This is a genomic window from Pseudomonas sp. RL_105y_Pfl2_101, assembly GCF_963970585.1.
Classification (GTDB): Bacteria; Pseudomonadota; Gammaproteobacteria; order Pseudomonadales; family Pseudomonadaceae; genus Aquipseudomonas.
Map to the genome: position 1 here is coordinate 1 of NZ_CAXAPG010000035.1, position 13,378 is coordinate 13,378.

11 protein-coding genes and 1 riboswitch are annotated in these 13,378 nt (G+C 59.8%); of the genes, 5 read left to right on the forward strand and 6 right to left on the reverse strand.

Going from position 1 to position 13,378, the window contains the following annotated elements; genetic code table 11:
• Window positions 1–144: 144 nt before the first annotated feature.
• On the reverse strand, window positions 145–1,236 hold the full coding sequence (locus AACY31_RS24760; RefSeq protein WP_339483639.1) for an IS630 family transposase: 1,092 nt from the start codon (window positions 1,234–1,236) through the stop codon (window positions 145–147).
• Window positions 1,237–1,399: 163 nt separating this feature from the next.
• Here AACY31_RS24760 and AACY31_RS24765 point away from each other — a divergent pair, with 163 nt between their 5' ends.
• Together AACY31_RS24765 and AACY31_RS24770 are read left to right on the forward strand one after the other, a co-directional pair.
• The gene (locus tag AACY31_RS24765; protein ID WP_339483637.1) at window positions 1,400–1,585 is read left to right on the forward strand and encodes a hypothetical protein; all 186 of its coding nucleotides are present in this window, start codon (window positions 1,400–1,402) and stop codon (window positions 1,583–1,585) included.
• 34 nt (window positions 1,586–1,619) lie between these two features.
• A complete protein-coding gene (locus AACY31_RS24770; RefSeq protein ID WP_339483636.1) occupies window positions 1,620–2,873 on the forward strand; it encodes a hypothetical protein in 1,254 nt (417 codons plus the stop codon).
• 98 nt (window positions 2,874–2,971) lie between these two features.
• Here AACY31_RS24770 and metH read toward each other — a convergent pair whose 3' ends face one another.
• Complete coding sequence (gene metH, locus AACY31_RS24775; RefSeq protein ID WP_339483635.1) at window positions 2,972–6,682, reverse strand: methionine synthase; 3,711 nt, start codon at window positions 6,680–6,682, stop codon at window positions 2,972–2,974.
• 155 nt (window positions 6,683–6,837) lie between these two features.
• Between metH and AACY31_RS24780 the strand changes: the two genes are divergently transcribed.
• Both AACY31_RS24780 and nfuA read left to right on the forward strand, forming a co-directional pair.
• Window positions 6,838–9,129, forward strand: a complete 2,292-nt coding sequence (locus tag AACY31_RS24780; RefSeq protein WP_339483634.1) for a fatty acid cis/trans isomerase — start codon at window positions 6,838–6,840, stop codon at window positions 9,127–9,129.
• A 115-nt stretch (window positions 9,130–9,244) separates the two neighbouring features.
• Window positions 9,245–9,829 carry a Fe-S biogenesis protein NfuA gene (gene nfuA / locus AACY31_RS24785; RefSeq protein ID WP_003182850.1) on the forward strand — a complete coding sequence of 195 codons (585 nt, stop codon included), beginning with the start codon at window positions 9,245–9,247 and terminating at the stop codon, window positions 9,827–9,829.
• A 162-nt stretch (window positions 9,830–9,991) separates the two neighbouring features.
• Here nfuA and cobM read toward each other — a convergent pair whose 3' ends face one another.
• From cobM to AACY31_RS24805, 4 genes are all read right to left on the reverse strand, one after another.
• A complete protein-coding gene (gene cobM, locus AACY31_RS24790; protein WP_053187130.1) occupies window positions 9,992–10,738 on the reverse strand; it encodes a precorrin-4 C(11)-methyltransferase in 747 nt (248 codons plus the stop codon).
• 77 nt (window positions 10,739–10,815) lie between these two features.
• Window positions 10,816–11,220, reverse strand: coding sequence for a cobalamin biosynthesis protein (locus tag AACY31_RS24795; RefSeq protein WP_339505217.1), 405 nt, complete (start codon window positions 11,218–11,220; stop codon window positions 10,816–10,818).
• A complete protein-coding gene (locus AACY31_RS24800; protein WP_339483628.1) occupies window positions 11,217–11,912 on the reverse strand; it encodes a CbtA family protein in 696 nt (231 codons plus the stop codon). The genes AACY31_RS24795 and AACY31_RS24800 overlap by 4 nt, the downstream gene beginning before the upstream one ends.
• Window positions 11,913–11,923: 11 nt before the next feature.
• Complete coding sequence (locus AACY31_RS24805; protein WP_339483626.1) at window positions 11,924–12,112, reverse strand: CbtB domain-containing protein; 189 nt, start codon at window positions 12,110–12,112, stop codon at window positions 11,924–11,926.
• A 100-nt stretch (window positions 12,113–12,212) separates the two neighbouring features.
• Window positions 12,213–12,430: riboswitch (cobalamin riboswitch) on the reverse strand.
• Window positions 12,431–12,681: 251 nt separating this feature from the next.
• Between AACY31_RS24805 and AACY31_RS29065 the strand changes: the two genes are divergently transcribed.
• Entirely contained in the window at window positions 12,682–13,101 is a 420-nt protein-coding gene (locus AACY31_RS29065; RefSeq protein WP_445261577.1) for a toxin-activating lysine-acyltransferase, read from the forward strand.
• Window positions 13,102–13,378 lie beyond the last annotated feature (277 nt).

Below are 13,378 nucleotides of genomic sequence, written 5' to 3' on the forward strand. Positions count from 1 at the left end.
GAAGCGCCTTGCTGCGCCCGGAAGGGCTGAAAAATGAAGAAAATGGATCAAATTTCGACGCGGGTCGTTTTTTGAAAAGTACTGACGGCTCGATAGCCGGAGAATATCCGGCTATTTCAGACCATCCCTAAAGGGCCTGAGCGACTAATTCATTAATTTATTTTTTATCACGCTCAGTTTCGCCTTGTGTACCGAACTGATAATGGCTTCAGCTGTTTTATTCCACTTGAACGGCTTGGCTGAGAACTCATTGTGAGCCTCGATGAACTGGCGGATAGTTGTCTTCAAGTCGGCAACGCTGGTGAAGGCACCCCGGTACAGCGCTCGCCTTTCCAGTTGTGCAAACCAGCCTTCTACAGCGTTCAACCAGGACGCACTGGTCGGTGTGAAGTGCAATTTGAAACGCGGACGTTTTTCCAGCCACTGCTTGATTGCAGCCGTTTTGTGGGTCGAACTGTTATCCAGGATGACATGCAGATCCAGCGCCGGTGGTGTGCTGCGATCAATCTGGTGCAGAAAGGCCAGGAATTCCTTGGCGCGATGGCGTTGCGTGATCCGCCCGATGACTTGGCCGGTCATGATGTCGAATGCCGCGTACAGACTGGCTGTTCCGTGGCGCTTGTAATCATGCGTCCGACGCTCGATCTGTCCGGGGCGCAGAGGCAACATTGGCTGGGTGCGATCCAAGGCCTGAATCTGAGTTTTCTCGTCCACAGACAGCACCAGGGCGTTGTCTGGTGGATTCAGATAAAGCCCGACCACGTCGACCACCTTGTCGGCGAAATGGGGATCGTTGCTGATTTTAAAGGTCTTCAGACGATGGGGTTTGAGATCGGAAGCAGCCCAGACCTGACGCACCTGCCAGGTGGTGACCCGCGCATATTTGGCCATCAGGCGAACACTCCAGTGAGTCGCCTCCTTGGGTACTCGCCGGGTAGTCAGTGTGAGGATCTCGCTGACTTTTTCAGCCCCGAGTTTGAGCGGCTGACCACTACGTGGCAGGTCGCTCAAGCCCTCGACGCCCGCCTCCAGATAGCGTTTTCGCCACTTGAACACTGTCGGCGGCGTGACCTGCAACTGTTCGCTGATGACCTTGGGCGTCAATCCATCCGCCAGTAGAAGCAGGATACGTGCACGCAGGGTGAGGCTCTGTTCCAGCGTACTCATACGCAACCAGCCTTGCAGGATAGCGCGATCAGAAGGCGTTAAAGCGAAGGGGGAAGTCGGTCGAGCCATGCGCATAACCAAGCCATGATATTGAGCGCTTAGTATATTCCTGACCGACATATAAATAAATGAATTAGCCGCTCAGGCCACTAGCTACTGTCATATCTGACAGTAGTCGTCCCGCTTTAATGGGATCAGTCTTATGGTTCCTGTCTTCGCTAGGAAATACGCCATGAATACTGGAAATCCATTCTCTACGGCTGGGCGCTCCGGCCTGACAGCGCTGACGTTGGTACTTGCGCTGCCCGCACTGGTCAGCGCTGCAACCGATAGCCCCGAAGATTCGCTCCAAGCGACGTCTGCCAGCGTATATGCCGATGCGATCGGCAGTGCACGCTTTGAGCGTTCGGCAATATAAGGGTGAGCAGGGGTACACGATAGAAAGCGGTAATTTGTACACCCGCGATGGCGACACAGGCTCGCTGGTGATGGTCAGGTCGCCTGACGGTGCGATCACCGCTATAGTCGATGAGCCTGGCAAGCGTGGTTTGTTGGTGGTCGATGCGCAGGGGAAAAGCTCTTTTACCCAAGAGCCGCCCAACGATTATATGACTCCCGATACCGTTGAGATGTCTGAGGCTTCAGCGCCTGTGGTGGATAGTTCAAAAGCTGGCGAGCCGCGCTATATCGACATGTTGGTGGCGTATAGTGCTGATGCTCTGAATCGAATTAATACTGACCCTATCGCCTATGCCTTTGCGCAACTTGAAACAGCCAATCTCGGTCTCAGGAACTCGCGTGTTGAGGACCTTTCCTTGCGACTTGCTGCTGTTAACATATTTGACGTGAACTACCAGGTTACTGAAGATGGATTGGCGCTTTGGCAGGTGATGCTGGCATCTTATAGAGCTTTGTACCGTACTGACCTGAGTGCTACCTATTCGGTGGGCGGCAATGCAGGTGGATGGGGTTATCGGTCTGGCTATACTTCAGTTAATGCTTGGAACTCCCCTGCTGCTTTTCGACATGAAGTTGGGCACAATGCTGGCGGCACACACTGCAATAACAACCCGAGCAACTATAATTTTGGCTATAGCAATGGAAAATCCTCTACTTACCTTTGCGGTAACAAGGTTCCCTATTATTCGACGCCGGCAGTCAAGGATACACATGGCTTGCCATTGGGCAATGCACAAACCGCCGATATGGCTCGTGTATGGCGAGAAAATGCGGCGCGAATGTCAGGCTACAATGCGGAGTTGCCAGGTCTACGTATGCTTGTTGTCAGTGGGCTGCAAGATCATGTGTCGACTTATCTCCGAGTCCCCGGCATTGAGCGACTTTACAGTGGGGGGATAGTTGCTCTGAATGCAAATATTGGTCCTACTCAGTTGACGCCCGGCACAGACGAGAAGTTTACGATGTTGAATGCGTCATTATTGAACGCCCAGGGTCAAGCAGTAGTCGTGAAGTTGCGGGGTATCCGCACCGAAGAGGGGGGGGAGTACGCTTGGAGTGAGCATATGAACAGCAAGCGCTTTATTGGAGCGCTTAGCCAATGGCTTGGCCTCGAAATACAGTACGATGTACGGGACAATATGGCGCTCCCGTCGGGATATTACAATGGGATGTTGCAGTTGGAGGCTCGTAGACCTAATTCTGATTGGAAGCAGCCAATTAATGTTTTCATCTCTGTAAAAAAATAAATTGAAGAGATCGCGGCCTTCAGCAGCTATTGGATGGGTCTCTATCCATGCAATAGCTGCTGAAGGCCACAGTCTATCTGGGCTGAAAAGACCTTATATCAGTTGTCGTAACCGAGGTTTGGCGACAGCCAGCGCTCAGTCACGCTCAAGTCCTGGCCCTTGCGCGCGGTATAGCTCTGGACCTGGTCTTTGTCGATCTTGCCCACGGCGAAGTATTGCGCCTGGGGGTGAGCGAAATACCAGCCGCTGACCGCTGCCGCCGGGAACATGGCGTAGTGTTCGGTGAGGAACACACCGCTGCGCCCGGCCTTCAGTTCGCTGGCCTCGGGGTCGAGCAGGCGGAACAGGGTGACTTTTTCAGTGTGGTCCGGGCAGGCCGGGTAGCCGGGGGCAGGGCGGATGCCGGTGTACTGCTCCTTGATCAGCGCCTCGTTGTCCAGGTGTTCGTCCTTGGCGTAACCCCAATGTTCCTTGCGCACCTGCTGGTGCAGCCATTCGGCACAGGCTTCGGCCAGTCGGTCGGCCAGGGCCTTGACCATGATCGAGTTGTAGTCGTCGCCGGCCTCCTGGTAGGCCTTGGCGACTTCCTCGGCGCCGATGCCAGCGGTGGTAATGAAACCGCCGACATAGTCGGTCACCCCGCTGTCCTTCGGCGCGACGAAGTCGGCCAGGGAGAAGTTCGGCTTGCCGTCGGTCTTGATGATCTGTTGGCGCAGGTGATGCAGGCGGGCCAGTGGCTTGCCATCGTCGCCGTAGACTTCCAGGTCATCGTCATGCACCTGGTTGGCCGGCCAGAAGCCGAACACGGCGCGGGCGCTGATGAGTTTCTCGTCGATCAGCTTGCGCAGCATTTCCTGGGCATCGGCGTACAGCGCGGTGGCCGCTTCGCCGACCACTTCGTCGGTGAGGATGCGCGGGTATTTGCCGGCCAGGTCCCAGGAAATGAAGAACGGTGTCCAGTCGATGTATTCGGCCAGGACGTTCAGGTCGATGTTGTCGAGCACCTGGGCGCCGGTGAAGGTCGGCTTGACCGGCTGGTAGCTGCTCCAGTCGAACTGTGGCTTCTTGGCCACGGCGGCGGGGTAGCTCAGGCGCTCGGTGCGGGCGCTGCGGTTGGCCGTACGCTCGCGCACGTCCATGTAGTCCAGGCGGGTTTTCTCGACGAACGCCGGCTTGAGCTCCTTGGACAGGAGCTGGGTGGCCACGCCCACGGCGCGCGAGGCATCGGTGACGTAGATCACCGCATCGTTGCTGTACTTGGGCTCGATCTTCACCGCCGTGTGGGCCTTGGAAGTGGTGGCCCCGCCAATCATCAACGGTAGGTGGAAGTTCTGGCGCTGCATCTCGCGCGCCACATGCACCATTTCATCCAGGGACGGGGTGATCAGGCCGGACAGGCCGATGATGTCGCACTTCTGCTCCTTGGCCACCTGCAGGATCTTCTCCGCCGGCACCATCACGCCCAGGTCGACGATGTCATAGCCGTTGCAACCGAGCACTACGCCGACGATGTTCTTGCCGATGTCATGCACGTCGCCCTTGACCGTGGCCATCAGGATCTTGCCCTTGGCCTCTGGCTTGTCGCCTTTTTCCGCCTCGATGAACGGGATCAGATGGGCTACGGCCTGCTTCATCACGCGGGCGGACTTGACCACCTGGGGCAGGAACATTTTGCCGGCGCCAAACAGGTCGCCGACGATGTTCATGCCGGCCATCAGCGGGCCTTCGATGACCTCGATCGGGCGGGCGAAAGACAGTCGCGATTCCTCGGTGTCTTCAACGATGTGGGTGGTGATGCCCTTGACCAGTGCATGTTCCAGGCGCTTGTTCACTTCCCAGCCGCGCCATTCCTCGGTTTCTGCTTCCTTGACGCTGCCGTCGCCCTTGTACTTGTCTGCGATGGCCAGCAGGGCGTCGGTGCCTTCGGGGGTGCGGTTGAGGATCACGTCTTCCACGGTGTCGCGCAGTTCTACCGGGATCTGGTCGTAGATCTCCAGTTGGCCGGCGTTGACAATGCCCATCGTCAGGCCCGCACGAATCGCATACAGCAGAAACACCGAGTGGATCGCCTCGCGCACCGGGTTGTTGCCGCGGAACGAGAAGGACACGTTGGACACCCCGCCCGAGGTCAGCGCGTAGGGCAGTTCGTCACGGATGTAGGCGCAGGCGTTGATGAAGTCCACGGCATAGTTGTTGTGCTCTTCGATGCCGGTGGCGACGGCGAAGATGTTCGGGTCGAAGATGATGTCTTCGGGCGGGAATCCCACTTCATTGACCAGGATGTCGTAGGAGCGCTTGCAGATTTCCTTCTTGCGCGCCTCGGTGTCGGCCTGGCCGGCTTCGTCGAAGGCCATTACCACCACGGCGGCGCCGTAGCGCTTGCACAGCTTGGCGTGATGGATGAACTGCTCGACGCCTTCCTTCATGCTGATGGAGTTGACGATGCCCTTGCCCTGGATGCACTTGAGGCCGGCTTCGATCACTTCCCATTTAGAGGAGTCGATCATGATCGGCACGCGGGAGATGTCCGGTTCGCCGGCAATCAGATTGAGGAAGGTCACCATGGCCTTTTTCGAATCGAGCATGCCCTCGTCCATGTTGATGTCGATCACCTGGGCACCGGCCTCGACCTGTTGCAGGGCCACTTCCAGGGCTTCGGTGTAGTTGTCCTCACGGATCAGCCGGGCGAACTTGGCGGAGCCGGTGATGTTGGTCCGCTCGCCGACGTTGACGAATAAGGAGCTGCGATCGATGGTGAACGGTTCCAGGCCCGACAGGCGGCAAGCCCGTGGAATCTCTGGGATTGGCCGCGGTGCGTAGCCAGCCACGGCTTTGGCGATGGCTTCGATGTGCGCCGGGGTGGTGCCGCAGCAGCCGCCGACAATGTTCAGGAAGCCGCTCTGGGCGAACTCTTCGATGACCTTGGCCGTTTCGGCTGGCAGTTCGTCGTATTCACCGAATTCGTTGGGCAGGCCGGCGTTGGGGTGGGCCGATACGTGGGTGCTGGCCTTGTTCGACAGCTCCTCCAGGTATGGGCGCAATTCGCTGGCGCCGAGGGCGCAGTTCAAGCCCACGGAGATCGGCTTGGCGTGGGCCACGGAGTTCCAGAAGGCCTCGGTGGTCTGGCCCGAGAGGGTGCGGCCGGAGGCATCGGTGATGGTGCCGGAGATCATGATCGGCAGTTCGACGCCGAGTTCTTCGTAGACCCCTTGCACGGCAAAGATCGCCGCCTTGGCGTTCAGTGTGTCGAAAATGGTTTCGATCAGGATCAGGTCGGCGCCGCCTTCGATCAGGCCCTTGGTGGCCTCGGTGTAATTTTCCACCAGTTCGTCGAAGGTCACGTTGCGGTAGCCGGGGTTGTTCACATCCGGTGACAGCGAGCAGGTGCGGCTGGTCGGGCCGAGCACGCCGGCGACGAAGCGCGGCTTGTCCGGGGTTTCCAGGGTCTTGGCGTCCGCCACCTTGCGGGCCAGGCGCGCGCCTTCCAGGTTCAGCTCGTAGGCCAGGTCCTGCATGCCGTAGTCGGCCTGGGACACCTGGGTGGCGTTGAAGGTGTTGGTTTCCAGGATGTCGGCGCCGGCATCCAGGTAGGCTTTTTCAATGGCGCCGATCACGTCGGGACGGCTGAGCACCAGCAAATCGTTGTTGCCCTTGACGTCGCTCGGCCAGTCGGCAAAGCGTTTGCCGCGGTAGTCCTGTTCTTCCAGCTTGTAGCTCTGGATCATCGTGCCCATGCCGCCGTCGAGGATCAGGATGCGTTCCTTGAGGGCCTGCTGGAGAAGATAAAGGCGAGCGCTGCGATCAGTCATAGGACTACCTGGAAAAAAGACCATTACGAAGGCCGGGATGATAGCAAACCTGCGCAGGATTTGATCATGATGGGCTTTTGCATGAATATCGCTCATGTTTGCAAGGCGATGCTGGCCCGGTAGAATCGGCGGCTTATCTCTTAGGGACCCGAGACATGCCGTACCGCGTCTTATTCGGCAGTCTGTTACTGCTGTTATCTTTTACCGCAGCCGCCGGGAGTCCCGCTCCCACGATCTCCTACACTCGCGACATCCAGCCGATCTTCACGGAAAAATGTGTGGCCTGCCATGCCTGCTACGACTCCGCTTGCCAGTTGAACCTGGGCAGCGGCGAAGGCGCGGCACGGGGGGCGAGCAAGCGGCTAGTGTACGACGGCGAGCGGCGCCAGGCGGCCGATCCGACCCGCTTGTTCTATGACGCCTCCGGTCAGCGCGCCTGGCAGCGCAAGGGCTTTTATTCGGTGCTTGACGCCCAAGGCAGCCAGGCTGCCCTGATGACGCGCATGCTGGAGTTGGGCCACCGCACGCCGTTGCAGCCCAACGCCAAGCTGCCGGAAGAGATCGTGCTGGGCCTCAATCGTGAAAACAGCTGCGCGATGCCGGATCAATTCAACGAATACGCAGGTGCCCATCCCAAGGAAGGCATGCCCCTGGCCGTCACCGGCCTGACCGACCAGCAATACCAGACCCTGCAACGCTGGCTGGCCACGGGCGCTCCGATCGATCAGCAGGCCCTGGCCCCGAGCGCCGGCGAAGCCTTGCAGGTGGTGCAATGGGAAAACCTGCTCAATGCCCCTGGCGCCCGGGAAAGCCTGGTGGGCCGCTGGTTGTTCGAGCATTGGTTCCTGGCGCACATCTATTTCAAGGACGGCGAGCCTGGGCATTTCTTCCAGTGGGTCCGTTCGCGCACGCCCACCGGTCAACCGATCGACCTGATCAACACCCGCCGTCCGAATGATGACCCCGGCACCCGCATCTATTACCGGCTGTGGCCGGTGCAAGGGGTGATCGTGCACAAGACCCACATTACCTATGGCTTGAGTGCGGCGAAGATGGCGCGCATCAAGAGCCTGTTCTACAGCGGCAAATGGCAGGTCTCCGCGTTGCCGGGCTACGGTCCGGAGCGCCGGGCCAACCCGTTTTCCACCTTCGAAGCGATCCCGGCCCAGGCTCGCTACCAGTTCATGCTCGATAACGCCGAGTATTTCGTGCGCACCTTCATCCGCGGGCCGGTGTGCCGTGGCCAGATCGCCACGGACGTGATCCGCGACAATTTCTGGGCGCTGTTCCAGGCCCCCGAACATGACTTGTACATCACGGACCCGAACTACCGCGGCCACGCCACGCCGTTGCTGGCGATGCCGGGGCAGAACGACGACGTGGGCAGCGTCGTCAGTCTGTGGCTCGACTACCGGGACAAGCGCAACGACTACGAAGTCTTGCGCCGCGACAACTATGCCGAGCAGCCGGCGCCGAGCTGGTCGACGCTGTGGGCCGGGAATGACAATGCATTGCTGAGCATTTTTCGGCACTTCGACAGTGCCTCGGTCAAAAAGGGCCTGATCGGTGAAGTGCCGCAGACGATGTGGCTGTTCGACTTCCCGTTGCTGGAGCGCACCTATTACCAATTGGCGGTGAACTTCGATGTATTCGGCAACGTGTCCCACCAGGCCCAGACCCGGCTGTATTTCGACCTGATCCGCAACGGTGCAGAGCAGAACTTCCTGCGCCTGATGCCGGCCGACTCCCGGGAAGACTACCTTGACGACTGGTACCAGGCCGGCGGCAAATTCAAGATGTGGCTCGATTACGAGGCCATCGACGATGACACGCCGACCGCCCTCAAGCTTGATGAGCGCGACCCCAAAGGCGATTTCACCCGGCAACTGCTGTCCCGTTATGGCGAGCTGAATGCGCGCCCCGATCCGATCAACCGCTGCCACGGTGCCTACTGCTCGCGCCCGAACATCGACCCGACGCTGCAAAACGCCGAACAGGCCCTCAGTCGCCTGGTGTCACGCCCGGCGGCGGGGCTCAAGGTGATCGACCAACTGCCGGAAGCAACCCTGCTGCGCGTCGAAACCGCCAGCGGTCATCGTGAGGTCTACAGCCTGCTACGCAACCGTGCCCACAGCAACGTGGCGTTCCTGCTGGGCGAGGAGGCGCGCTACCAACCGGGGCTGGACACCCTGACGGTCTACCCCGGCGTGCTCAGCAGCTATCCGAACTTCATCTTCAACATTGCGGCCGGGCAAGTGCCGGCGTTCGTCGAGGCCATGCAAGGCGCCCAGGATGCTCCGGCGTTCGAGCGGATTGTCGAGCGCTGGGGCATTCGCCGCAGTCACCCGCAGTTCTGGTACTACTTCCACGACCTGAGCCAGTACATCCAGGAGACGGAGCCCGTGGAAAGCGGTGTGCTGGACATGAATCGCTACCAGAACCTCTGATCGACAGCTCCGGCGGCAAGCTCCGTGCCGCCGGGTGCTTTCCTGACAAAAATACTAGGACTTTGTCCGGCGCGATGATTGGCGTAAACTGCCGGCAAGCCTGCGAGGAGTTTCCATGACCGCCATTACCATTACCGATGCCGCCCACGATTACCTGGCCGACCTGCTGTCCAAGCAGAACACCCCAGGTATCGGGATCCGCATCTTCATCACCCAGCCCGGCACCCAGTACGCTGAGACGTGCATTGCCTATTGCAAGCCGGGGGAAGAAAAACCCGAAGACACCGCGCTGGGGCTCAAGAGCTTCACCGCGTACATCGACTCGTTCAGCGAAGCCTTCCTGGACGATGCGGTGGTCGACTACGCCACCGACCGCATGGGCGGCCAGTTGACCATCAAGGCGCCAAACGCCAAGGTGCCGATGGTCAATGCCGACAGCCCGGTCAATGAGCGCATCAATTACTACCTGCAAACCGAAATCAACCCGGGGCTGGCCAGCCACGGCGGCCAGGTTTCGCTGATCGACGTGGTGGAAGACGGCATCGCCGTGCTCCAGTTCGGCGGCGGCTGCCAGGGCTGCGGCCAGGCTGACGTTACCTTGAAGGAAGGCATCGAGCGCACCTTGCTCGAGCGCATTCCGGAGCTCAAGGGCGTACGCGACGTGACCGACCACACGCAGAAAGAAAACGCCTACTACTGATTGTGGCGAGGGGACTTGGCAAAACCTCACCCGCCCTGTAGGAGCTGCCGAAGGCTGCGATCTTTTGATCTTTCGCTTGAGACCCAAGTGTCAGCGCAAAGATCGCAGCCTCGCTTCGCTCGGCAGCTCCTACAGCAGGGGCAGGTTGGGTCTTGCTGAGCTTCAGGGCCTGTAGAGATGCGCATGCCCGGCGCGGTACAGCGAAGACTCGCTGAACACATCGTTGCCCAGTACACGTCCCACCAGAATCAGCGCCGTGCGGCGAAAGCCCTTGGCGTGTACCTTTGCTGCGATATCGTCCAGCGTCCCCATCACCCAATCCTGGTCCGGCCAGGTCGCCCGGTGGATCACGGCAATCGGGCAATCGGCGCCATAGTGGGGCCGCAGTTCGTCGACGATTTTTTCCAGATGATTGACCCCCAGGTGAATCGCCATGGTCGCCCCATGCTGTGCCAGGCTGCCCAGTTCTTCCCCAGCGGGCATCGGGCTTTTGTCGGCGTAACGGGTGAGGATCAGGCTCTGGGAAATGTCCGGCAAGGTCAATTCGGCGCCCAGTAGGGCGGCGCAGGCTGAGGTCGCGGTCACCCCCGGGATGATTTCGAAAGGGATGTCCAGTTCCCGCAGGCAGCGAATCTGCTCGCCAATGGCGCCGTACAGGCTCGGGTCGCCGGAATGCACCCGGGCCACGTCCTGGCCCTTGAGGTGGGCACTCTTGATCAATTCGATAATCTGTTCCAGATGCAACTCGGCGCTGTTGATCACCTGTTCGGCGCAATGGCCTTCGAGGACGGCGGTTGGCACCAGGGAACCGGCGTAGATGATTACCGCGCAATGGCGGATCAGTCGTTGGCCTTTGACGGTGATGAGGTCCGGGTCGCCGGGGCCGGCGCCGATGAAGTACACGGTCATGACCGGCTCCTGTGCAAGGTGGGTGAGCGTCGCCCAGATGAAGATCGCTCATGATCCTGGGCGCCGATTATCGGGATTTATGCCACGACCGCCAATGCCAGCGTGCTCTTGGGGCCTTTTTGGCGAGTAATCAACAGCGTCGCGGGCGGCGTGCCCAACCGGTCGGCCAAGGCCAGGGCGGCGCTTTCGGCGATGCCGTAGCAACCGGTGCGCTCGAAGGCGATCTCGGAGCGGTGACTGAGCCGCTGCTCGTAGCTGGCCAACTGTTCGACACTGAAACAGGTCAGCGGCAGGGCCAGTTGCCCGGCCAGTTCCAGCAGCCCGGGCTCGTCACGCTTGAGATCGATACTGGCCAGGGCTCGTACCCGATGAAGTTCGATGCCGTGGACCAGCAGCGTCTGGTCGAGCAAGGCCCGCAGCGTGCTGGCCGGGCAACCCCGCTGGCAGCCCAGGCCAATCACTAGGATCGGCTCGGCGCTCATGCGTCGTGGTGGGCTTGACCGTCACGGCGAAACAGCCAGGCGCTGATCAGGCCCAGGGCCAGCCAGAACGCGACGTTGGTCAGTTGCGAGGCGATCTTGAACTGACTCTCCAGGGCTTCGGGCGCCAGCATCGAGTGGACTTCGGGCTGCGGCGCACCGATGACGTGGGGCACCAGCAACGTCGCCACGCCCAGCACCTTGAGCAGCCAATGCCGGCCGAAGGCGATCAGGGCAATGCCCACCGCCGTGGACGCCGCGGTGCCGATCCACCACATCTGCCGTTGGGCCAGGTCGGCCGCTGCGGTGCCAGGCAATTCGGGGGGAAGGCCCAGCGTCGGCGCCAAGACGAACGTGGCATAACCGGCCAGGCCCCAGAGCAGGCCCTGGGAGGTCCGAGTCGGTGCACGCAAGGTGTACAGGCCCGCGAGCATCAGGGCAAACCCCACGGCGACCACCAGGTTGCCGCCCGTGGTGGACAGCACGCGCTGCCAGCCGTCTTCCGGCTCCCAGGCCTCGGCATCATGGGTATGAGCCGCCCCGGCGGCGTGTTCATGGACCTCGGTCGCCGGGGCCTTCTCGAAGGTTTCCGCCTGGAGAATCAGCGGCGATACCCAGAAACTTTGCAGCAGGGTCAGCAGCAGGGCGGCCAGCAAGCCGCTGAAACCAGCGGTTTGCGCGATACGCTTGATCATGTCGTCAGTTCTCAATGGCACGGGAAGGCGGCGCTGTGGCGGGTATCGTGGGCAGCGTTGTGCACCGCTTCGATGTGGGAGAAACCGGCGAAATAGACCAGCCCTGCGCCCAGGATCGAAGCCAGGATCGCGGTGCTCAGGCGTTGGCTCAGGGTGGTGGTGCTGCTGGCGGTGCGGGCGGTGCTGCTGATGGTCGACATGGCGCTTCCCTCTGTTCTTGTTCAGTGGGCATTCGAGCGCGATGAGACCCCGGGCGAAAGCCCGCCAAGGTTCGAACAGCGCCCGCCCACCGCGGGTTTGTTGATGCATGAGTCATGGGCCGGTCTCCGGGCTCGCGAGGGGCCAGAACCTGGCCTGCAAGCGTCACCTTCCCATGCCCTGGAGCACAGTGGTTCAGACGCTTCGCTCGCTTACCGTTGCGGGGGCAGCACCGGACTGACGTGGCTTTGGAGTAAAGCACACGATTCACCGGTTTCCCGTTTCACCCTGTGAAGGGCACCCATGACTAGGCGCACAGGAGAGCATGGGCGGGGGCGGGGCGTCAATTGGCGAGGTGCCGCCTACCCCTACACATGTAGGGTATTCATCCAGCATTCAGTGATATTTAATTCATTTCAAGTCAAAGCGGTGATGTTAGTCAGGTGACTCAGTCATGACCCTGTTTTTGAAGGTGTTTGAAATTAGCGAGGCGCAGTTAGGAGGTGTCTAGGTGAAGATGAAATTTGATCTGCGGACTGAATGCCGCTGTTCGATAACTGAAGAGAAGGCAATGTTTTTTGGGTTCGCAAGCATGGTCATGTTTATGTGTAGGCGGTATTCCACCTTTCGGATGCTGACATTGGATTTCTGGTTGTCGCCTGCAATTGATCATAGGCAGATAGTGTTTTTCTTTGATCGTGTTGGGCTGCCCAGGGGGTATGTGACTTGGGCGTATCTGGCGCCTGATTCCGAGGAGCGCTTGCTCTCGGATCCAGAGTTTTTGCTTCACCCTTCGGAGTGGAACGAAGGGGGTAGAACTTGGATTATTGATTTTTGTTTTCCTGTCGGGGGTGCAAGAGAGGCTATAGGGAAGATGAAGGAGATTTTCCGAGGGGAGGGTGTTGATAGGGTTTACTGGGCTCGCAAACGTCCCTATGTCGCACGTTGCGGACGTTTAAAGAGCTGTTCAATGAAATTGCGGGACTTTTAGATTTTCAAGGGGCAATTAAGGTTGTTTGGTTGGCGCTTTTTAAAGATTTGCTGGCGGTGGCGGTAAGCTAATTTACTGGAACCGCTTTATTGACCGAAAGGAGATATGGAAATGCGTGATTTGACGTTGGCTGAAATCGAGATGATCAGTGGGGCTGTAGGTCCATTGGGGGCAGTCGCTGGCGCTGCTGCAGCGGGGGCGGGGTATGTTGGAACCCAGGCAGGAAGCGGTTCGCCGGCCACGTGGACAGGAGCGGGGGCGGCCATGGTGGGTGGCG